Source organism: Streptomyces venezuelae (assembly GCF_008642275.1).
GTDB lineage: Bacteria > Actinomycetota > Actinomycetes > Streptomycetales > Streptomycetaceae > Streptomyces > Streptomyces venezuelae_E.
Window position 1 is genome coordinate 777,423 of sequence record NZ_CP029189.1, and the last position, 20,115, is coordinate 797,537.

Annotated in this window: 21 protein-coding genes and 2 pseudogenes; 13 read left to right on the forward strand and 10 right to left on the reverse strand. The window is 70.6% G+C overall.

The annotated features are described in order from the left end of the window. Positions 1-221 precede the first annotated feature (221 nt). The gene (locus DEJ51_RS03465) at positions 222-629 is read left to right on the forward strand and encodes a DUF1761 domain-containing protein (RefSeq protein WP_150256159.1); all 408 of its coding nucleotides are present in this window, start codon (positions 222-224) and stop codon (positions 627-629) included. 1 nt (position 630) lies between these two features. On the opposite strand, the gene DEJ51_RS03470 is transcribed toward DEJ51_RS03465, so the two are convergent. Both DEJ51_RS03470 and DEJ51_RS03475 read right to left on the reverse strand, forming a co-directional pair. Further along, a complete protein-coding gene (locus DEJ51_RS03470; RefSeq protein ID WP_150256161.1) occupies positions 631-1,605 on the reverse strand; it encodes an SMP-30/gluconolactonase/LRE family protein in 975 nt (324 codons plus the stop codon). Positions 1,606-1,687: 82 nt separating this feature from the next. Then, positions 1,688-2,590 carry a helix-turn-helix domain-containing protein gene (locus DEJ51_RS03475; RefSeq protein ID WP_150256163.1) on the reverse strand — a complete coding sequence of 301 codons (903 nt, stop codon included), beginning with the start codon at positions 2,588-2,590 and terminating at the stop codon, positions 1,688-1,690. 277 nt (positions 2,591-2,867) lie between these two features. On the opposite strand from DEJ51_RS03475, the gene DEJ51_RS03480 reads away from it, so the two are divergent. From DEJ51_RS03480 to DEJ51_RS03490, 3 genes and pseudogenes are all read left to right on the forward strand, one after another. Continuing rightward, on the forward strand, positions 2,868-3,248 hold the full coding sequence (locus DEJ51_RS03480) for an SRPBCC family protein (protein ID WP_263411729.1): 381 nt from the start codon (positions 2,868-2,870) through the stop codon (positions 3,246-3,248). Between the two features lie 138 nt (positions 3,249-3,386). Next, a pseudogene (locus DEJ51_RS03485) lies at positions 3,387-4,252 on the forward strand (IS5 family transposase). A 201-nt stretch (positions 4,253-4,453) separates the two neighbouring features. After that, a complete protein-coding gene (locus tag DEJ51_RS03490) occupies positions 4,454-5,521 on the forward strand; it encodes an IS110 family transposase (protein WP_150261670.1) in 1,068 nt (355 codons plus the stop codon). A 631-nt stretch (positions 5,522-6,152) separates the two neighbouring features. Here the strand turns inward: DEJ51_RS03490 and DEJ51_RS03495 are convergent. Genes DEJ51_RS03495 through DEJ51_RS03505 form a run of 3 tightly spaced genes read right to left on the reverse strand, consistent with a single transcriptional unit; the run spans position 6,153 to position 9,028 of the window. Then, on the reverse strand, positions 6,153-7,400 hold the full coding sequence (locus DEJ51_RS03495; protein WP_150256165.1) for an MFS transporter: 1,248 nt from the start codon (positions 7,398-7,400) through the stop codon (positions 6,153-6,155). Position 7,401: 1 nt separating this feature from the next. Continuing rightward, a complete protein-coding gene (locus DEJ51_RS03500; RefSeq protein ID WP_150256167.1) occupies positions 7,402-8,766 on the reverse strand; it encodes an NAD(P)-binding domain-containing protein in 1,365 nt (454 codons plus the stop codon). A 55-nt stretch (positions 8,767-8,821) separates the two neighbouring features. Then, entirely contained in the window at positions 8,822-9,028 is a 207-nt protein-coding gene (locus DEJ51_RS03505) for a hypothetical protein (protein WP_150256169.1), read from the reverse strand. Between the two features lie 291 nt (positions 9,029-9,319). Between DEJ51_RS03505 and DEJ51_RS34905 the strand changes: the two genes are divergently transcribed. The 4 genes from DEJ51_RS34905 to DEJ51_RS03525 all read left to right on the forward strand — a co-directional run bounded on the left by DEJ51_RS34905 (position 9,320) and on the right by DEJ51_RS03525 (position 11,517). After that, positions 9,320-9,505 (forward strand): hypothetical protein, encoded by a 186-nt coding sequence (locus DEJ51_RS34905; protein ID WP_223835644.1) that lies wholly within the window; start codon positions 9,320-9,322, stop codon positions 9,503-9,505. A gap of 137 nt (positions 9,506-9,642) precedes the next feature. Next, positions 9,643-10,011: an ArsR/SmtB family transcription factor gene (locus DEJ51_RS03515; RefSeq protein WP_042802299.1), complete on the forward strand. Its 369-nt coding sequence runs from the start codon at positions 9,643-9,645 to the stop codon at positions 10,009-10,011. Continuing rightward, positions 10,008-10,508, forward strand: coding sequence for a GNAT family N-acetyltransferase (locus DEJ51_RS03520; protein WP_150256170.1), 501 nt, complete (start codon positions 10,008-10,010; stop codon positions 10,506-10,508). The genes DEJ51_RS03515 and DEJ51_RS03520 overlap by 4 nt, the downstream gene beginning before the upstream one ends. A 229-nt stretch (positions 10,509-10,737) precedes the next feature. Further along, entirely contained in the window at positions 10,738-11,517 is a 780-nt protein-coding gene (locus DEJ51_RS03525) for a sulfite exporter TauE/SafE family protein (protein ID WP_190620185.1), read from the forward strand. Between the two features lie 51 nt (positions 11,518-11,568). Here the strand turns inward: DEJ51_RS03525 and DEJ51_RS03530 are convergent, their stop codons facing one another. Genes DEJ51_RS03530 through DEJ51_RS03540 form a run of 3 tightly spaced genes read right to left on the reverse strand, consistent with a single transcriptional unit; the run spans position 11,569 to position 13,771 of the window. After that, entirely contained in the window at positions 11,569-12,627 is a 1,059-nt protein-coding gene (locus DEJ51_RS03530; protein WP_150256172.1) for an ArsO family NAD(P)H-dependent flavin-containing monooxygenase, read from the reverse strand. Further along, on the reverse strand, positions 12,624-13,409 hold the full coding sequence (locus DEJ51_RS03535) for an aquaporin (RefSeq protein WP_150256174.1): 786 nt from the start codon (positions 13,407-13,409) through the stop codon (positions 12,624-12,626). Before DEJ51_RS03535 ends, DEJ51_RS03530 begins: the two co-directional genes overlap by 4 nt. A gap of 47 nt (positions 13,410-13,456) precedes the next feature. After that, positions 13,457-13,771 (reverse strand): ArsR/SmtB family transcription factor, encoded by a 315-nt coding sequence (locus DEJ51_RS03540; protein WP_150256175.1) that lies wholly within the window; start codon positions 13,769-13,771, stop codon positions 13,457-13,459. A 76-nt stretch (positions 13,772-13,847) separates the two neighbouring features. Between DEJ51_RS03540 and DEJ51_RS35465 the strand changes: the two genes are divergently transcribed. From DEJ51_RS35465 to DEJ51_RS03565, 4 genes and pseudogenes are all read left to right on the forward strand, one after another. Continuing rightward, entirely contained in the window at positions 13,848-14,261 is a 414-nt protein-coding gene (locus DEJ51_RS35465) for a three-helix bundle dimerization domain-containing protein (RefSeq protein WP_150256177.1), read from the forward strand. A gap of 58 nt (positions 14,262-14,319) precedes the next feature. Then, positions 14,320-14,739, forward strand: a complete 420-nt coding sequence (locus DEJ51_RS03550) for an arsenate reductase ArsC (RefSeq protein ID WP_150256179.1) — start codon at positions 14,320-14,322, stop codon at positions 14,737-14,739. A 10-nt stretch (positions 14,740-14,749) separates the two neighbouring features. Next, positions 14,750-15,121: pseudogene (locus tag DEJ51_RS34915) on the forward strand (NAD(P)/FAD-dependent oxidoreductase); the annotation flags it as partial. Positions 15,122-15,958: 837 nt separating this feature from the next. Beyond that, positions 15,959-16,192: a hypothetical protein gene (locus DEJ51_RS03565; protein ID WP_150256181.1), complete on the forward strand. Its 234-nt coding sequence runs from the start codon at positions 15,959-15,961 to the stop codon at positions 16,190-16,192. A 172-nt stretch (positions 16,193-16,364) separates the two neighbouring features. Here the strand turns inward: DEJ51_RS03565 and DEJ51_RS03570 are convergent, their stop codons facing one another. Together DEJ51_RS03570 and DEJ51_RS03575 are read right to left on the reverse strand one after the other, a co-directional pair. Next, positions 16,365-17,483: a fatty acid desaturase family protein gene (locus DEJ51_RS03570; protein ID WP_150256183.1), complete on the reverse strand. Its 1,119-nt coding sequence runs from the start codon at positions 17,481-17,483 to the stop codon at positions 16,365-16,367. Positions 17,484-17,490: 7 nt separating this feature from the next. After that, positions 17,491-18,546 carry a ferredoxin reductase gene (locus tag DEJ51_RS03575; RefSeq protein ID WP_150256185.1) on the reverse strand — a complete coding sequence of 352 codons (1,056 nt, stop codon included), beginning with the start codon at positions 18,544-18,546 and terminating at the stop codon, positions 17,491-17,493. 87 nt (positions 18,547-18,633) lie between these two features. Here DEJ51_RS03575 and DEJ51_RS03580 point away from each other — a divergent pair, with 87 nt between their 5' ends. After that, positions 18,634-19,773, forward strand: a complete 1,140-nt coding sequence (locus DEJ51_RS03580; RefSeq protein ID WP_150256187.1) for a PucR family transcriptional regulator — start codon at positions 18,634-18,636, stop codon at positions 19,771-19,773. Positions 19,774-20,115: the final 342 nt, after the last annotated feature.

Here is a 20,115-nt window from a genome sequence, read left to right on the forward strand (position 1 = left end):
CCACGGACGCGGGGAGTACCGCGCGGCGGGGATCTCACCGCAACCCCGCCGGCGAGGCCCCTTCCAGCCCCCGGCAGACACACCCCCACTTCTCGTCATTCAGACATAATTTGGGGGTGGGGTGACTGCTGCGGCTCTCGCCTCGCTGCGCCTGCGGACGCCGCCGGATCGCCTTCATCAGGACTGTCAATCGGGCATCAACGAAGAAGGAGGAATCAAGTATGTTCAACGTTCTGGGCGATGTGAACTGGACCGGCACCCTGGCCGCCTTCATCGCCTTGGTCCTGCTGGGAGGGGGGTGGTTCGCGTTCCTGTTCAGCAAGCCCTACAACATCTCGCCGGGAGGGGATGTGTCGGCGAAGCCGGTGGCCTCTCCCCTGATCTTCGCCGGCCCACCGCTGACCTCGCTGGTGATCACTCTCACCAGCGCGTTCCTGATGACGGTGCTGAAGATCGACTCATGGGCGGACGCCCTGGTGTTCGGCCTCGTCGTCGGCGTCGGGTACCTGGTGGCCAACACGGTCACCATCGCCATCAACCCAACTTCCCCCGCCCACTCCGGTATGCGCTCGTATCGGGCGGCTACAACCTCGTCGGAAGCGTGCTCGTCAGCGCGGTCCTGGTGGTGATCTAGTCGTCCAGGTGGGCCAGGAGGAGGTTGGGGTCCTTCGCCGTGAGGTACGCGGCGCTCAGGACGTAGGCGGTGTCGCCGCGCAGGGCGATGGAGGTGGGGTTCTGCAGGCCGTCGGCGGCCGTCAGCACGACGGAGTGGGTGCCGTCGGGCTGGACGAGGGCGACCTCGCCGGGGCCGTTGAGAGCAGCCAGGATCTGGTCGCCGTGGCCGGTGAAGGCGAAGTCGTCGATCCCGGCCAGGCCGGTGGCCCGGGTCTGGACCGGGCCGGCACGACCGTCCCGCAGGACGGGTATGCGCAGCACGGTGCCCCGGTCGAGGTTGGTGACCCACAGCGCCCCGTCGCGGATCTTCAGCCCGTTGGCGCCGAGGAATCCGGTGGAGGCCAGCTCGGGGGCGGTGGACCAGGTGTGAGGGGTGCCGCCGGTGATGGGCACGCTCGTGATGGTGCCGAGGACGGAGTCGGTGACGTACAGGGTCCGGGTGCGCGGGTCCAGGGCCAGGCCGTTGGGCAGGCCGCCCGCGGGCAGCGCGGCGATGTGCTGCGGTGCGCCACCGGGGCGCAGGCGCCACAAGCCGGTCAGGTCGGCGGTGCCGGTGGCGTACAGGAAGTACAGGGTGCCGTCGTGCGCGCGGACGATGCCGGTGGTCAGGGCGAAGCCCAGGACGGGGGTGTGGATGCCGCCGTCGGCGGGTGCGGGCAGGGTGGCCAGGATCCGGGTGGCTCCCCCGGGGGTGATGTGGGCGATCTGGCGGGCGGCGGCGAAGGTGACGTACGCGCTGCCGTCGGGAGCCAGCGCGATGTTCTCGGGGGTCTGGCGCCGGGCCAGGTCGTAGTGCGCGGCGATGCGTACGCAGCTCAGCGGGGCGGAGGCTGCGGACGCGATGCCGGGGGTGGCCGCGACGACCGCTGCCGCGGTCAGTACGACGGCTGCGGCGGCGGCCTTGGACAACGTGAACTTGGTCTTGAACATGGTTCCTTCACTGTTTTCGGGCATGCGGCAGCAGTGCGCCGATGCGCGCGTGGGTTGGATTGGAGGTGGCGTGTGTGCCGGGTCAGGCGGATGTGGCCCGGATTCCAGGTCGTGCCGGGGTGTGCTGCGGGGTGACCTGGGCGAGCAGGGCCAGCGTGGTGCGCGCGGGCGAGTCGGCCCCGGTGGTGGCGACCACGATGTTCTGTCCCGGATCCGAGCCTGGGCCCTGGCTCAGGGTCTGCTGGGTGACGGCCAGCGGGCCAACCAACGGATGCCGCATCTCGTACGTCGCGACGGCGCACGCCGTGACGCGGTGGTCAGCCCACATGGCGGCGAAGTCCGTGCTCGTCGAGCTCAGTTCGCCCACCAGCGAGTGGAGGGCGGTGTCGTCCGGGTGTCGGCCCGCCACCAGGCGCAGATTCCCCACCACGGCCCTGGCCTTGGCCGGCCAGTCGGCATACAGGTCACGGGTGTGCGCGTCGAGGAACACCAGCCGGGCCATGTTGGGCCGATCCGCCGGCCGGTCCGGGGCGTCCGGGTCCAGGTGTCCGGCGAACAGCGCGTGGCCCAGCCGGTTCCATGCCAGGACGTCACCGCGGCGGCCGGTCACGATCGCCGGGACGTGGACCAGTGCCTCCAGCAGCTGGCCGGTCGCCTCCGTCACCCGCTCCGGGACGGGCCGTCGACCTCGTCCCGAGCCGGTGGTCGACGACCGGGCCAGGTTGTGCAGGTGCAGGCGCTCGGCCTCCTCCAGCCGCAGGGCCCGGGCGATCGCGTCCAGCACCTGTGGTGAGGCGTTCAGGGACTGTCCCTGTTCCAGCCGGGTGTAGTAGGAGACGCTGACACCCGCCAGCGCCGCCAACTCCTCGCGTCGAAGACCCGGCACACGGCGCCGCTCCCCGTAGCCGGGTATCCCGAGCTCCTCCGGCTGCAGTTGGGAGCGCCGCGTCTGCAGGAACTCGCCAAGCCGCGCTTTTCCGTTCATGGATCCGAGTATGTGCCGGGTACGACCGCACAGCCTGACCCTGGCGTGGATACGCACCAGCGGGTCTGGCTCTCCGGCAGGACCGGTGGTGACGTGGGCGTCGCCGACATGGCACCGCCCCACCCGTCACCCGTCCAGGAGGACCCCTTGAGCGCCACCACCAGCGAGCACGACCTCTTCGAGGTCCTGGACGCATCGGATTTCACCTTCACCCGGCGCGCCCTGGGTCGCTGCCGCGCCCGCCCGGGTCTACGACCTGATCAGCGACGTCTCCGCCATCGGGCGCTGGAGCCCGAACGCGAGCGACGTCGCGTTCGACCAAGGTGCCGGGCCCAGGATCGGAGCCTGGTTCAGCGGCCGCAACCAGAAGGATGGCAGGCAGTGGACCACCCGTTCCCAGGTCGTCCAGGCCGACCCCGGCGCCACCTTCGCCTTTGTGGTCGGCGGCGCCGAGGACGGCATCGTGCAATGGAGCTGGACCTGCCACCCCCAAGGACGCGGAACCGTCATCGAGCAGTCCTGGCAACTCCTCCGCCTCGACCCTGTGCTGGGCACCACCCGGGGCGACCTCGACGCCCTGCGCGACTACATGACCAACAGCGCAGAAACCACCCTCCTCGCCCTCGCCCAGTGGATCGCCGAAGCGCCGGCCGGGTGAACGACTTCGCGGGCCGGTACACCTGGACCCTCTAGCGATCCGCGGAATCTCCGCGGCCCGCCATGGCGACTAGGCAGTGTCTGATGGCTCTTGCCCGGATGGTGGATCTCTCGCTGTTCCGGGCAGGAGTCCGTCATGGTGCGTCGGCATGAACTGACGAATGCTCGGTGGGATCGCATAACTCCGCTGCTGCCGGAGACCGGTGCCCCAGGCGGACGGTGGGCCGACCACCGCACCGTGGTCAACGGAGTGCTCTACCGGACCCGGACCGGGATTCCATGGCGTGACCTGCCCGAACGCTACGGATCCTGGAAGACCGTCTACGAACGCCACCGCCGCTGGTCGGCCGACGGCACCTGGACGAAGATCCTGCGAGCGTTGCAGGCAGGCGCCGACTCCACCGCCCCGGACACGGACGGCTCGTGGGCGGTCAACGCCGACTCCACCACCTGCCGGGCCCACCAGCACGCAGCCGGGGCCCGGCACGCAGCCCCGGCCGACCACCCCGAAAAGGGGGCGGAACACGTGTGGACCCAGAGGGCCGCGAGGCCCTGGGACGCTCCCGGGGCGGACTGACCAGCAAGATCCACCTACCGGCAGACGACCGCTGCCGCCCCCTGGTCTGGCTGACCTCGCCCGGCCAGCGCGGGGACAGCCCGATGCTCATCCCCCTCATGTAGGCCCTGAACCTGGCCCGCACCGGCACCGGTCGCCCGCGCACCCGGCCGGACCGGGCCCGCGGCGACAAGGCCTACTCCAGCCGCGCCAACCGCGCCTACCTGCGTAAACGTGGCATCAAGGCGACGATCGCGCAGCCGGACGACCAACGTGCGAACCGCCGCAGGCTCGGCCGGGCCGGCGGTCGTCCCCCGGCCTTCGACCGCGAGCAGTACCGCCGACGCAACACCGTCGAGCGCTACATAGGCAAGCTGAAGCAACACCGGGCCGTCGCGACCCGGTACGACTGTGAGGATGTTCGGGTGCCGCTGCGGGCGGTGGCCTGACCCGCGTTACGACTGGCCCTGGTGCCTTGCGTTTGATCTGTCGGCCACTGTCTGGGGCGGTACTCGCTGCCGCTGGACCGGTGGGCGTGTCCCGATAGGGGCCTTCGCGAGAGGCACCGTCACAGTCCTGACCGCCCTGACCGATCCAGCGACGGCCGCCCCGCTTCCCATGGCTGCAGGAGACAGGTGACCGTGACCAGGATGACCCAGTCCGCCCCGCTGGACCAAGGCAACCCCGACATCGTGCTGGGTGTCGACACGCACAAGGACGTCCACGTTGCCGCCGTGGTCACGGCCGCTGGCGTCTTCGTCGAGAGCCGGAGCTTCCCGACGACCGCCCAAGGCTACGACCAGTTACTGGACTGGGCCCGGACACTGGGCCACCTGAGCCAAGCCGGGGTGGAGTGCACGGGCTCATACGGCGCCGCACTCAGCCGGTATCTGCATGGTCAGGGCATCACCGTTTTCGAGGTCAACCAGCCCGACAAAGCCACCCGCCGACGCCGCGGCAAGAGCGACATCGTCGATGCCGAGTCCGCGGCACGAGCAGTGATCACTGGCAGGGCGACCGCGACCGCGAAGGCCGGTGACGGGCCCGTGGAGATGCTCAGACTGTTCAAGATGGCGAAGGCTTCCGCGATCAAGTCCCGGGCTCAGGCAATCAACCAGCTCAAAGCCGTTCTCGTGGCCACCGACCCCGAGCTCCGCGAGTCTCTCGCTGGCCTCAGCAACCCCAAACTGATACGCGCTTGCTCCGGGCTCGACAGCTCGGCCTCCGGAACGGCAGGCGCCGCCGTCCCCACGCTCAAACTGCTGGCCCGGCGGATCCAACACCTTACCGAGGAGATCGAAGACCTCACCACGCGGATCAGAGACGTCATCACGCAGCACAACCCGAAGCTCCTCGGGTGCTACGGCGTCGGACCCGACACCGCCGCGACCCTTCTGATCGCAGCGGGTGACAACCCGGAACGCCTCCGCAGCGAGGCCTCGTTCGCAGCCCTATGCGGCGTCAGCCCAGTCGAAGCCTCCTCCGGGAAAACCCAGCGCCGGCGCCTCAACCGGGGCGGAAACCGGCAGGCCAATTCCGCCCTCTACACCATCGTGCTGGCCCGTCTCCGCTGGGACACCCGCACCCGCGGCTACATCGACAGGCGCGTCTCCGAAGGCAAGACCCGCCGCGAAGCACTCCGCTGCCTCAAACGCTACGTCGCACGCGAGATCCACCGGCTCATCACCCGCACCACCACCCACGTCCTGGCGGCTTGACATCCATAGGGGCATCAAACGTGACTACATCTTCAACGGCACCCTGGCCACAGCCGCCATCGCGATCTGGCTCCGCGACCTCATCAAGGAGCCATCAGACACTGCCTAGGGCGGCCAGCCGCCAGTGATCACCGACGACATCCCGCACACCATGCTCGACCGCCGGGCGAACGCCAGAGTGTCGAGGTCGCCTCACCCCGGCCAGGCCGATGCTCCAGATCGCACCCACTCCACCCCACCGCACCCGACGCCTACCCCTTGGGCACCACGCGCACCAAGATCCGGACCATTTCCGGACCAGGACCCTCCGAGTGACCGCTGATGCGGCCCTCTTCGCTGGTCAGCATGGTTGCAACTGCTGTACCACCAGGAGACGAAGAACATGCTGGTCAGCTACTCCCCGAAGAAGCTCGGTCTGTTCTGAGCAATCGCAGCGAGGGCTGTCACGGAACGCCATCTGGCGAGCAGGCGCACGCACGTGACGCATGGACGCACCCCTGGGGCTCTCACCACCCGCGGCAGGCGCACGGCCCGGCTCAAGGCGTTATGCGGCACGGGCCGTTGCCTTCGGCTCCCGCCGCGGACACCCCCGTGTCAGGGCACCCGCCTGTGACGTCCCAGGGCGTCTGGCTCAGCTCCTGCCGAGGGAGACTGCCCCTTCGCCTTCGGGGTGATGCGCGCGGGCTCCGAGAGCCGCGGCAGCAGCGGTGACCGCCAGCGCGGAGAGCAGTGCGAAGAGTGCGGGGTATCCGCCGAGGGGTCCGGCCAGGAAGGCCCCGGCGAAGGGGGCAAGGGCGGCCGCGGCGTGGGCAGGTGCTCCGAGCAGTCCGGAGAGGCGGCCGTAGTGGGTGGTGCCCCAGCGGTCGGTGACGGCGGTGGCCTGGAGCAGGGTGAGGTTGCCGCGGATCACCCCGGCGAGGACGGACACGGCAACAAGGAGGGCGTAGGGGCCGGCCACGGTGGCGAGGGCCGCGGTGGTGAGGGCGCCGAGCGCGGTCAGCGTGACGGTGCGGGCCGTGACACCCGGCCGGCTGGCCAGGCCCGCGTACAAAGTGCGGCCGAGGGTCTGGCCGGCGCCGCCGAGGCCGAGGGCCCAGGCGGCTTGGGTGGTGGTGTAGCCGCGTTCGATCAGGAGGGGGACGAGGCCGATGACGACGGCGTACATGGTGAACGCGGACAGGGTGAAGGTGACGGCCAGCATCCGGAACGCCCGGCTGCGCACGACCTGTTCGTGCCCGCCGGTGACGTGCGGCGGGCACTGCGGAGCGGGTGGCCAAGGGGCTTTGAGGGCGAGGGCGTGGGCCGGGACGGTCAGCACCGCGAGGATCCCGGCGAGGACCATGGAGGTGGCCCGCCAGGACATGTGGTTGGCGAGGATCGCGGTCAGTGGCGCGAAGACCGTGGGGGCGAGTCCGCCGGCGAGGGTGACGATGGTGAGGGCGCGGACGTGGTCGGGGGCCCACCAGCGGGTGAGGGCGGCGAAGGCCGGCGGGTAGAAGATGGCCGCCATCGCCGCTCCGGCGAGCAGCCATCCGGCGAAGAAGACAGTCAGGTTGGGGGCCGCGGCGATGACCAGCAGGCTCAGCGCGGCGAGGACGGAGCCCGCGGTCATGACCAGGCGCGGACCGCGGTGGTCGAGGACGCGGCCGACGTAGATTCCGGCGACGGCGGAAACGACGAGGGCGGCGGAGAACGCTGCGGTGGTAGCGCCCGCACTCCACCCGGTGTCCGCGGTGATGGCCGGGTTGAGGACGGGGAAGGCGTAGCAGACGATGCCCCAGCTGGTGATCTGGGTGAGGCAGAAGGCGGGCAGGACGGCGCGTGGCCGCGACCGGACCCCCGTCCCGGTCGCGGCCACGCCGCTGTGAAGGTCGCTCACCTCAGCAGCCGCTGGAGGAGGCGGGCGCGACGCCGATGGTGAGGGTGGCCGGAGCCGCGCAGCAGCCGCCACCGGTCTCCTCCGCGGCTGCGGGCTCGTCGAAGAGGCCCGCGCCGCCGCACACTCCGGTCTCGGGGAGGGTGAGTTCGACGCGCTCGGCGGCCTCGTGGTCGCCGGCGAGGTGGGCCGCGATGGAGCGGACCTGCTCGTAGCCGGTCATGGCGAGGAAGGTCGGGGCGCGGCCGTAGGACTTCATGCCGACGAGGTACACGCCCTTCTCCGGGTGGGAGAGCTCGTTCACGCCGTGCGGGTAGACGGTGCCGCAGGAGTGCTGGTTCGGGTCGATCAGCGGAGCGAGTTCGACCGGAGCCTGTAGGCGCTCGTCCAGGCCGAGGCGCAGCTCGTCCAGGAACGACAGGTCGGGGCGGAAGCCGGTCAGGACGATGACCTCGTCCACCGGGTCCAGGCGGCGGCCGTCCTCGCCGACGAGGACCAGGCGGCCGTCCCCGTCGCGCTCGAAGGTGTCGGTGCGGAAGCCGGTGACCGCGTCCGCGTACCCGCCGTCGACCGCCGCCTTGGCCGCGAGGCCGAGGGCGCCGCGGGCCGGCAGCTGGTCCGCCTCGCCGCCGCCGAAGGTGGAGCCCGAGATGCCCCGGCGCAGGATCCAGGTGGCGTGGGTTCCGGTGCCGTCGTCGGCCTTGGCGAGGTCGGCGAGGTAGGCGAGGGCGGTGAAGGCGGAGGCGCCGGAACCGATGACCGCGGTGCGCTTGCCCGCGTACCGGGCGCGGACGGCGGGGTCCTTCAGGTCCGGGACCCGGTAGGTGATGCGGTCGGCGAAGGTCTTCTCTCCGAGGGCGGCCAGGCCGCTGCCGCCGGCAGGGCTGGGGGTGTACCAGGTGCCCGAGGCGTCGATGACCGCACGGGCGAAGACCCGCTGCTCGCGGCCGTCGGCGCTCCCGTAGTGGACGACGAACGGCTGGGCCTCGCGGTCGGCATCGACGATGCGGTCGCGGCCGGTACGGGAGACGCCGGTGACGCGCGCTCCGTAGCGGACCCGCTCGCCAAGAACGTCGGCCAGGGGCTGGAGGTAGAGGGCCGCCCAGTCCCCGCCGGAGGGGTAGGTGTCCGCGGCGGGCTGGACCCAGCCGGTCGGGGCGAGGAGCTTCTCGGCCGCCGGGTCGACGACCTCGCCCCAGCGGGAGAACAGTCGTACGTGGGCCCATTCGCGGACGGCGGACCCGGCGGTGGTCCCGGCTTCCAGGACGAGCGGTTCGATACCGCGGTCGACGAGGTGGGCGGCGGCCGCGAGTCCGGCGGGGCCGGCCCCGATGACGACGACGGGCAGCTCGGTGGTGTTCTCGCTCATGACGGGTCTCCGGGTCTTCGTGCAGGCAGGCGGGGTGGGCGGGGACTTCAGGTGGTCAGCAGCAGCCGGCGCCGGTGGCGACGGCCTCGCGCTTGGACTGGGGGTCGCAGCAGGCTCCGGCGGCTTCCGCGCCCTCGCTGGTGCCGCAGCACGGTGAGGACTCGGTGGGAGCCACCTCCCCCGTGGGCGCGGCCGGGGCGGCGCTGCAGCAGGAGGCCGCCGTCCCGGCGTGGTTCGGGCTGGGGGTGACCGACTCGTTCATGACGACTCCCTGGTGTTTCGAAGTTTGTCGATGGCTTACGTGATCAGCATGGCTCCTGTATCGATGGACGTCAACATAGACGTTCATCTATTTCTCGGAGGCTGCCGTGGAGCACGTGGAAGTCGCCGTCATCGGGGGCGGGCAGTCTGGGCCGGCAGCCGCAAACGCACTGGTCAGGGGAGGGCTGAAGCCATTGACACTGGAGGCGTCGAACCAGGCCGCAGGCTCGTGGCCGCGCCACTACGACAGCCCGCCCCTCTCCCCCCGGCCCGGTTCAGCGCACTGCCCGGCATGCCGTTCGGCGGGGATCCGGACCGCTACCCGCACCGGGACGAAGTCGTCGCCCACCTGACCGCCTACGCCGACCGCCCGGCCGGTCTCGGTGGCACCTTCGACGCCTCCCGCCGGCCCCGGCACCGGCACCGGGACGGCGCCTCCCCCGCACACCCAGGCCTGGCCTTCGTCTGCCTGGAGTGACAGCGCAGCCTGTCCTCGAACTCCCTGCGAGGCGTCGGCCGGGACGCCTCGCAGGGGACGCCCCGCCGCCTTGCCGCCCACCTGGCCCGAGCGCGAGACCCCTGCCACTCTAGTTCGACATGTGTCAACATAGACGCATGTCGAATGCGAAGGTACTGCCGCTCCTGGAGCCCGAGGCCGTCGCGCCCTGCTGCCCGCCGCTGAACGAGCGCCCCATGTCCGCGGACGAGGCCGAGGTCGCGGCGAAGATGTTCAAGGCCCTGGGCGACCCCGTGCGCCTGCGCCTGTTCTCCGCCGTCGCCTCGCACGAGGGCGGCGAGGCGTGCGTGTGCGACATCTCCGACGTGGGCGTCTCGCAGCCCACCGTCTCCCACCACCTCAAGAAGCTGAAGGAAGCCGGGCTGCTGTCCTCTGAGCGGCGGGGGACCTGGGTGTACTACCGGGTCGAGCCGTCCGTGCTCGCCGCCATGGGCGCGCTGCTGGCCGGCGCCGCGAAGGCCGCGTGACCGGCGTGCGGATCCAGGCTCTTTTCCCGGAGCACGCCGAGCAGGTGCTGGGCATCTACCAGGCGGGGATCGACGAGGGCAACGCGACCTTCGAGACCCGGGCCCCCGACTGGGCCGCCTTCGACGAGGCCAAAATGCCCGGCCACCGCTTCGTCGCCCTCGACGACGACGGCGGCCGGGTGCTGGGCTGGATCGCGGCGAGCACGGTCTCCGACCGGTGTGCGTACGCGGGCGTGGTCGAACACTCCGTGTACGTCCACCCCGGAGCCCGCGGCCTCGGTGTAGCCCGTGCCCTCTTGGATGCGCTGATCGTCTCCACGGAGGAGGCGGGGGTCTGGACGATCCAGTCAGGGATCTTCCCCGAGAACACCGCCAGCCTCGCCCTGCACGCACGGGCCGGGTTCCGGATCATCGGCACCCGCGAACGGATCGGCCGCCACCATGGGCTCTGGCGGGACGTGATCCTACTGGAGCGCCGCAGCCCCGTTCTGACGTAGACGGCTCACGCAGGCACAGGCGGGTCAGGCAGCGCCGAGGGCTGCGGGCGCCGGGCGGGGCGGAGGGATCTGCGGCTCGGAGGTCTCCACGAGTGCCGATCCGCCAGCCGGTGGCATTCCCCGAAGCTGCGGCCTGGCCGTAGCGGGAGGGCCGGTGACCAGCAAGGATGCCGTGATGCGTACCGAACCGAGCCTCGATAGCCTCCGCCCGACGCACACTGCACCCGCGGTGTTCGCCGCAGGCGCGGTGTTCGCCGCAGGCGCGGCGATCGGTGTCCTGGGCGGGATGATCGGACTGGGCGGTGCCGAGTTCCGCCTGCCCCTACTGATCGGCCTCTTCGGCTTCGCCGCCCTCTCGGCGGTCATCCTGAACAAGGCGATGAGCCTGGTCGTCGTCCTCGTCGCGCTCCCCGCGCGGCTGGCCGCGGTCCCGGCCGCCGAGGTGGCCACCCGCTGGCCCGTCGCGGCCAACCTCCTGGCCGGCAGCCTGCTCGGCGCGTGGGCCGGAGCCTCCTGGGCCGTCCGGATGCGCTCCGCCACCCTCTACAAAATCCTCGCCGCCCTGATGGTGCTGATGGCGGCCGCCCTGGTCCTCACGCACACCACCACCCTGGCCACGCTCGACCTGCCGCCGTGGGCACGGATTCCCGCCGGGATCGCGGCCGGCTTCGGCATCGGCGTAGTCGCGGCCATCATGGGCGTCGCCGGCGGAGAACTGCTGATCCCGACGATCGTGCTGCTCTTCGGGCAGGACATCAAGACCGCCGGCAGCCTCTCCCTGCTGGTGTCCCTGCCGACCATGCTCGTCGCCTTCGCCCGCTACAGCCGCGACGGCAGCTTCGCCGTCCTGGGCAGCAACCTCCGCTTCACCACGGTCATGGCTGCGGGCTCGATCGCCGGCGCGGTCTTGGGCGGCTTGCTCCTCGGGGTTTTCCCGGACCTGGTCCTGATCCCCACACTGGCCGTGATCCTTCTCGTCTCCGCGTACAAACTGGCCCGGCACGACTGACGTCGTCGGAGCTCTCGGCACCTCTCACCCCCGCTGAGTCGGGGGTGAGAGTCAGGTGAGCAGGTCGCGGATCTGCCGTGCGGCGTCGCGGGCGGGGCGACCGACGCCGATGAGGGTGGCGGAGGCGGGGCCGGTCCAGTCGCCGTAGCCGAGCAGGTGGAGGCGCGGTTCGTCCACGGCGCGGGTGCCGACGGTGGTGATGTGTCCTCGGGTGCCACGTAGACGGAGGGCGGCGAAGGGGGCAAGGGCGGGCCGGAAGCCGGTGCACCAGATGACTGCGTCGACTTCCGCGACAGTGCCATCGGCCCACTCCACGCCAGCGGCGGTGAGCCGACGGAACATCGGCTTCGCGGTCAGGAATCCGGCGTCACGAGCGGCGCGTACGGGCGGCACGGCGACGATGTCACCGAGGGAGGCGACGCCGCCGGTGTCGGTGTGGCCTTCGTCCAGGGCGCGGCGGCGTGCGGTGGCGTGGTCGAAGAGGGCTCGGCCGTCGATGTCGTCGGCGAGGTAGCGGGGCGGGCGCTGGGTGACCCAGGTCAGGTCGATTCCGGCGTGGGCGAGGTCGGCGGCGATCTGGGCGCCGGAATTGCCACCACCCACCACGGCTACCCGCTGTCCGCTGAACTCGGCGGGGTTCTGGTACTGGACGGTGTGGAGCTGGCGGCCGGTGTACTCGCGCCGTCCGGGGACAGCCGGGAGGAAGGGGCGGGTCCAGCTGCCGGTGGCGCTGACGACCGCGCGGGCCTGCCAGTCGCCCCCGTCCGTCGCGACGCGCAGGAACGCGCCGTCGCGGTGGACCGCTTCCACCCACACCCCGCGCTGCACGGGCAACTCGTACCGCTTCTCGTAGTCCGCGAGGTAGTCGACGACGTGCTGCGCGTCGGGGCAGGTCTGGCCACGCTGGACCGGCATCAGACGGCCGGGCAGGGACGAATACTCGGCCGGGGAGAACAGGTGCAGGGAGTCCCAGGTGTGCTGCCAGGCTCCGCCGGGCGCCGTCTGGGCGTCGAGGATGACGTGCTCGATCCCCAGGCGGCGCAGGTGGTAGCCGGCGGCGAGTCCGGACTGGCCGCCGCCGATCACCACCACGTCGGTGCGCTGCGTCATGCTGCGGGCGTCCCGGAGCCGGTCTTGCCGCGCATGAAGATGACCGCCACCAGCGCCAGGCCCACCACGGCCCCGATCAGCTGCATGGCGACGAAGCCGGGCACAGAGGACGGGGCGATGCCGGCGAAGGTGTCGGTGAAGGCGCGGCCGATCGTGACCGCCGGGTTGGCGAAGGAGGTGGAGGAGGTGAACCAGTACGCGGCGCCGATGTACGAGGCGACCGCGACGGGCGCGAAGCGCAGGCGGTCGGTGCGAGCCAGGCCGAAGATCAGCAGGATCAGACCGGCCGTGGCGACGACCTCGCCGAGGAGGAGGTTGCCGGCCGATCGGTCGTGCTGCGACCACTTCACCAGCGGCTCGCCGAACATCGCGTCCGCCAGGATCGCGCCCGCGATCGCGCCGACGATCTGCGAGGGGACGTAGACGGCGAGCTCGCGGGCGTTGACGCCGGCGCCGCCGCGGCGGGCCGTCCACCACTCGGCCAGGGTGACGGCCGGGTTGAAGTGGGCGCCGGAGACCGGGCCGAGGAGGGCGATCAGTACGCCGAGGCCGAAGACGGTGGCGGTGGAGTTCGCCAGCAGCTGGAGGGCGACATCGTCGGTGAGCTCGGTGGCCTGGATGCCGGAGCCGACCACGATCGCGACCAGGGCTGCGGTCCCGACCAGCTCGGCGGCCGCGCGGGCGATCAGCGGGGTACGGGGCGGAGTCGCGCCGGGCGCGGGCTGCGGGGACGTGTCGGCGCGGGCTATGGCCTCGCTCGCGGCGGGCTCGGTGGCGGTCAAGGCAGGTTCCCCTCGGACAGGTGAGGCAGAGCAGCAAGCTGCGAAGGCTACGGGCAGGACCGCTTGAGGTTCGCTTCGACGGTGGCTCGCGCGGTCTGGGCGAGGTCGGCGAACTGACCGGCGAGGGTTTCGATGACTTCCGGGCGCAGGCGGTAGTAGATGTACCTCCCGCATGGCTCCGTCTCGACGACCCCGGCCTCGCGGAGCACCTTCATGTGGTTGGAGAGGTTCGTCTGTTTGGCGCCCGTCTCCTCCACGAGGTGGGTGGTGCAGAGGGTCTCACGGGCGAGCAGGGTCACGATCTGGAGCCTGAGCGGGTCGGCCAGAACCCGGATCAGATCAGTGTCGACTGACGTCATCATGGACTGATACTGTCACATCAGTTGGGGCTGACACCAGCCCGAGCTGATCCTATTGGCTCCTTTGAACGGGATCGCCATGCCCTCGCCTTCCTCGCCCCTCCTGCCGGACGAACGTCTGGCCGCCGGGGCAGCCCGTCTCGCCACCCGCTACGCCGGCCACTTCGCGCCGGAAACCGTGCTGGGCCTGCTCGCCGACTCCTACACGCGTCTCGCCGAGCAGGCACGGGTCCGTACGCACCTGGTCGCGCTGGCGGAACGGCTGACCGCCGATCGTCTCGACGCCCTCGCCCACACCCAGGGGCTGACGAGCGGACCGGCTCGGGTGCTGTTCGTGTGCAGCCAGAACGCCGGCCGCTCCCAGATGGCCGCCGCCCTCCCCGCCCACCGGGCAGGCGAGCGGGTCACCGGGGCGCCGATCGCCGTCGTGCGCGGCATCCGCGACACCATCGACGCCCATATCAGCGAGCTCCTCACTCAGCTCGCCCCCTGAAGCCCCCACAGCCCCACGAATCCCCACCGCAGTCGCCTCAACCCCCTAGGAAGAACAGATGTCCTCCGCTCCTGCCGCCTCCGTCCTGTTCGTCTGCATCCACAACGCGGGCCGCTCCCAGATGGCGGCCGGGTTCCTGCGCCACCTCGCCGGCGACCGGGTCGAGGTCCGCTCCGCCGGCTCCATGCCCGGCGAGCAGATCAACCCCTCCGCAGTCGCCGCCATGGCCGAGCTGGGCATCGACATCTCCGACCAGAAGCCGAAGGTCCTCACCCCCGAGGCCGCCCAGGCCTCGGACTACATCATCACGATGGGCTGCGGCGACGCCTGCCCGTGCTTCCCCGGCAAGACCTACCTCGACTGGCAGCTCGAAGACCCGGCCGGACAGGGCGTCGAGGCCGTCCGCCCCATCCGCGACGAGATCAAGGGCCTCATCGAGGGCCTGATCGCCGAGATCGACGCCAAGTCGAAGGCCTGAAGCACCTGACGTGACCGAGACGACCCCAACGACGGGCGACGTTCGCGACGTCATCGTCATACGCTGCGGCCCCGCCGGATACACGGCCGCCTTCTACACCGCCCGTGCGCGCAGCTGAAGCCCCTGCTGTTCGGCAGCTAGCTCCCTCTTCATTGGCGGCTCCCTGACCACGACCACCGAGGTGGAGAACTTCCCCGGCTTCCCCGACCGGATCGACGGCCCGGACCTCATGCTCAACATGCGAACACAGGCCGGGAAGTTCGGCGCCGAGATGATCGACGACGACATCGTCTCCGTGAACCTCACCGGCCCGATCAAAGAAGTCACCGACTCCGAGGGCACCGTCCACCGCGCGAAGTCCGTGATCATCGCGACCGGATCCGGTCCATCAGGCGGCGGACCTCGTCGTCCGTCCAAGTGGTGCAAGACGGGGCCAAGTTCTGGGCGGCGTTGCCGTCCAGGAGCAGCTCGCTGCGCAGCAGTTGAAAGACCACGGAGGGAGGCGCGGGGAATTCCGGCATCTACCGTTCGGGCAAGGCCCGCTCACTCACAGACACTATGGACATCGCCCATTCTCGGCATAGGAAATCACGCCATCCCGGGCACGCCTGGACAGTGGGTCCCAACACTCGGACCACCTTTCCGGCGACACTGTGGGCTCCTCCCGCATTCATCCCCCATCCGTCCGGAACACGGGCTCGATCCAGCGCTCGTCGAGAGCTGATGATGTACACCAGTGCCCCGCCCTCCGCCTTAGGGCTCGTAGGGTGCCTTTACCAAGTGGCAATGGAACAGCCATTGTTGAACGTAGGGAGCTGGACCCGTTCTGCAGCACTGTCTCCCGGCTGACCGATGAGCGGAGCCAGAAGCGTTGACCTCGGTCTCCGTCGAGAGAACGTATGCCGAGTAGCGCCCACTGCACAGCCCATCAATTCGAAACGCGCATCCGGGTTCGCAACGCCACATGACGAGTGGCGCCACGAGGGCTACCATGGCAAGAAGACGGCCGCGACCACGGAATGCGCACTCTGGCGTCCAGTGACGCGCCGAGGATTGAGCCTGCCAGAAAGTCCGTGGCCCGACGAGGCGACGTTGACGGCGGCTACGCGCGCATCACATTTACAGGGCACCAGCGCATCCTCCGTGACCAAGTTGCGAGGGGAGGCAGAACGAACTCGCGCCCCGAAAAATGTCACAGATGCGAGGAAGGTTCGACATCATGCAGGCAATCAGAGTGAAGCGGCTCTTCGCCGTATCCGCCATCGGTGTCCTGATGGCCGGTGGCGCCGCGCTCGGCGCCGCAGGCACTGCTTCTGCGGCCGCGCCCACGCATGCCGTCACCTCCGCCACTTCCGTGGTCCACGGCGGTGGTTGGGACGACGACGACGGGTACGGACACGGCGGTTGGTACGACAACGACGACGACTGGGGCGGAGGGTACGGCGACTGCTGACGCGCCGAACCAGACCGTTCACTGTGTGGTCTGCCGATCCGGCAGACCACACAGGACCACGTTCGCGGGCCGGACGTGACGCGACCGCAACGAGCCGGGCGCGGGACAGCGCCGCTCCGCCGACCTCCAAGCTGCCGGCGGAGGCGGGCACCGCCCACTCCAGTACCGGGAGTCAGGCGGCGACGAGCTCCTGTTCGCGGTCCGGCGTCGTGGCCTTGGGCTTCCTGTTCGGCAGCGAGAGCCGGAAGACCTTGTGCCACGCGGAGAAGACCTGCTTGGGCAGCGGGCCGGTGACGTACTCCAGCTCGTACTTCTCGAACAGGGCGCGCACCTTCACCGCGACCTCCGCGTACCGGTTGCTCGGCAGGTCCGGGAACAGGTGGTGCTCGATCTGGTGCGACAGGTTACCGGTCATGAAGTGCATGACCTTGCTGCCGCTGATGTTCGCCGAACCCATCATCTGGCGCAGGTACCACTGGCCGCGCGTCTCGCCCTTGATCGACCGGCGCTCGAACACCTGCACGCCCTCGGGGAAGTGCCCGCACATGATCACCGAGTGGGACCAGAGGTTGCGGACCAGGTTCGCGGTGAACGTCGCGGCGAGCGTGGTGAGGAACGACGGGCCCGAAAGGAGCGGGTGGATCACGTAGTCCTTGAGTACCTGCCTGCGGATCTTGCGGCCCACGGCCCTGGCCCGCGCGCGGAACTCCGGGTTCTTGCGGCGGCGCTTGTGCAGGTTCTTGCCGAGTTCCAGGTCGTAGGCGGCGATGCCGTACTCGAAGAAGCAGGCGTTGATGAAGTTCCACAGCGGCTGCGCGAGGTGGAACGGGTGCCACTTCTGGTCCTCGTCGACGCGCATGATGCCGTAGCCGAGGTCGTTGTCCTTGCCGATCACGTTGGTGTACGTGTGGTGCAGCTCGTTGTGCGAGTGCTTCCACTGATCGGCCGGTGAGACGTGATCCCATTCCCAGGTGGTGGAGTGGATCTTCGGGTCGCGCATCCAGTCCCACTGGCCGTGCAGGATGTTGTGGCCGATCTCCATGTTGTCCATGATCTTCGCCACGGACAGGCCGGCGGTGCCGATGATCCACGCGGGCGGGAAGAACGAGAACAGCAGCACGCCCCGGCTGACCAGCTCAAGCTTGCGCTGTGCCGAGATGACCTTGCGGATGTAGGCGGCGTCCTTCTCCCCGCGGCCGGCGATCACCTCGTCGCGGATCGCGTCCAGCTCGCGGCCGAGCTCCTCGATCTGCTCCGCGGTCAGGTGGGCGGTGGGGTCGATGGCGGTCAAGGTGCTCCTACCGTTCGATGTCGCAGGGGCCCGCCGCGGCGGACACGCAGGTCTGGATGAGGACGTTCGGCCCGGCTTCGGTGATCGCGCCGGTGCGCAGGTCGCGGACGGCGCCCGCCTTGAGCGGTGTGACGCAGCCGAAGCAGATGCCCATGCGGCACCCGGACGGCATGAGCACGCCGGCCTCCTCGCCGACGTCCAGCAGCGGCGTGGCGCCGTCCGCGTCGACGGTCTTGCCGGTGGCGGCGAACGTGACCTCGCCACCGTCGCCGGTGACGACGACGGCGGGGCGGAAGCGTTCGGTGTGCAGGCGCTCCGGGACGCCGTGCTCGGCCCAGTGGTCCTCGGCGGCGTCGAGCAGGCCGGCGGGTCCGCACGCCCAGGTCTCGCGCTCGGCCCAGTCGGGGACGAGCTCGCCCAGACGGGCGATGTCGAGCATGCCGTCCGTGTCGGTGTGCAGCTCGGTCAGACGCAGCTTCTTGTCCGCGACCAGGGCATGCAGCTCGTCGCGGAAGATCACGTCGTGCGGCCGCGGTGCGGAGTGGACCATGACGACGTCGTCGAACTCGGTGTCGCGCAGCATGCCCATGACCGGCGTGATGCCGCTGCCGGCCGTCAGGTAGAGCACCTTGGCCGGCCTGGCCTCCGGCAGAACGAAGTCACCGGTCGCCTGGTCGAGCTGGATCAGCGTGCCCGGTTGCGCCTTGCGGACCAGGTGGTTGCTGACCTTGCCGTCCGGGATGGCCTTCACGGTGATCGTGATCCGGCCGTCCCTGCGGTCGGTCGGCGAGGTGACCGAGTAGGCACGCCACAGGCGCACCCCGTCGACGTCGACCCCGATCCGCACGTACTGACCGGCCGTGTGGCCGCGCCAGCCCCGTCCGGGCCTGATCACGATGGTCGCGGCGTCACCCGTCTCGGGGTGCACGGCCTCGATGCGCCCCCGCAGGTCGCCACCCGCACGCAGCGGGCTGACCAGGTCGAGGTAGTCCGACGGCAGCAGCGGCGTCGTGACCATCTCCAGCAGTTTCCACGCCCTACTGCGGAGGGCCGTACTCGTCATGACCCCAGCTTGATGCGCTTCAGGGGGTAAAGTCCTGTCCGCAGGACGTGAATCTGATCGGCTGAATTGTGCGCAGGGAACAAAAACGTGAGTCATGCAGTCCGGAGGGCCAGCGAACTGGTCCTGGATGAGACGACGGTCACCGCGCTTCGGGCCGCGTTGCGGACCACCGCCGACGAAGTCGTCCAGGCGATCATCGACGAGGTCCCGCCCTACGCCAACGCCCTGTCGGGCCGCATGGGCGCCACCATCCGCCGGGCCGTCCGCACCGCCCTGGGCCTCTACCTCGACCTCGCGAGCGGGAAGACCACGGGCGGCGACGCCGGCGAGGCGGCCTACGAGCTGGGCCGCGGCGAGGTCCGCGACGGCCGTTCGATGGACGCCCTGCTCAGCGCCTACCGGGTCGGCGCCCGCGTGGCCTGGCGAGGCCTGGCCGCAGGTGCCGTACCCGCAGGTCTGCCCGCCGCCCAGGTCGCCAAGTTCGCCGAGCTGACCTTCGCCTACATCGACGAGCTGTCCGCCGCGAGCGCCGCGGGCCACGCCGACGAACTGGCCGCGCGGGGCCGGGCCCACGAGCGCCACCTGGAACAGCTGGCCCGCGACCTCGTCTCCGGCGCGAGCCCGGACGTGCTCGTTGCCGCTGCCGGGCGGGCCGGGTGGCAGCCGCCGGTCTCCCTGACCGCGGTCCTGCTGCCCGCGGCCCAGGCCCGGCCGGCCTACCGCACGCTCGACCCGGGCACCCTCGTCCTCGACGACCTGCCGGACGCCTCCGGCGTGCTGCTCGTCCCCGACGCCGACCGGGCACATCTCCTGAGGCGGCTGCCCGAGCGCACCGCCGTGGTCGGCCCGGCCCGGCCGTGGACGCGTGCGTCCGCCTCGTACGCACGCGCCGTACGCGCGCGCTCCCTCTCCTGCGACATCCGCGACACCGAGGACCACCTGCCCGAGCTGGTGCTCAGCGCCGACGCGGACGCGTTCGCCGACCTGCGCGCCCGAGCCCTCGCACCGCTCCGGACCTTGCAGGCCGCGAGCGCGCGGCGGCTGGAGGAGACCTTGCGGGCGTGGCTGCTGCACCAGGGCAGGCGGGACGAGGTGGCGGCGGCGCTGTTCGTCCACCCGCAGACCGTCCGGTACCGGATGTCGCAGCTGCGGGAGCTGTTTCCGGACCTCGGATCACCGCACCGGGTCCTCGAACTGACGCTGGCGGTCGGTCTCCGGGCGGGCTGACCTGTTCTTCGCCCGTCCGCGGCCATGCCCTCGAACGGGCCGGGAATCGTGCCTCGCCCTCGGTGCGAGCCGCGTTCGATCGTGAGGCGCAAACCGCACGGGCGTCGCCCTTGCGATCGCCCGGGGCTGGCCGTCCGGCCCGGACGAGCACGTCGGCTCACGGCCCCCGAGATCGCCGCTCCCCGGGCTGATCGTGCGCACCCTCCGTCGCGCAACCGCGTGCACGCGGAACTGCGAACGCACCTTCCTGTCCAGCATGCACACGTATCGCCTGGTGGAGGCGGCGGAGCGCCCTGCTCAGTGCCCCGGACTCGTGTGGACACGCTTCCAGAGACGCCGCCC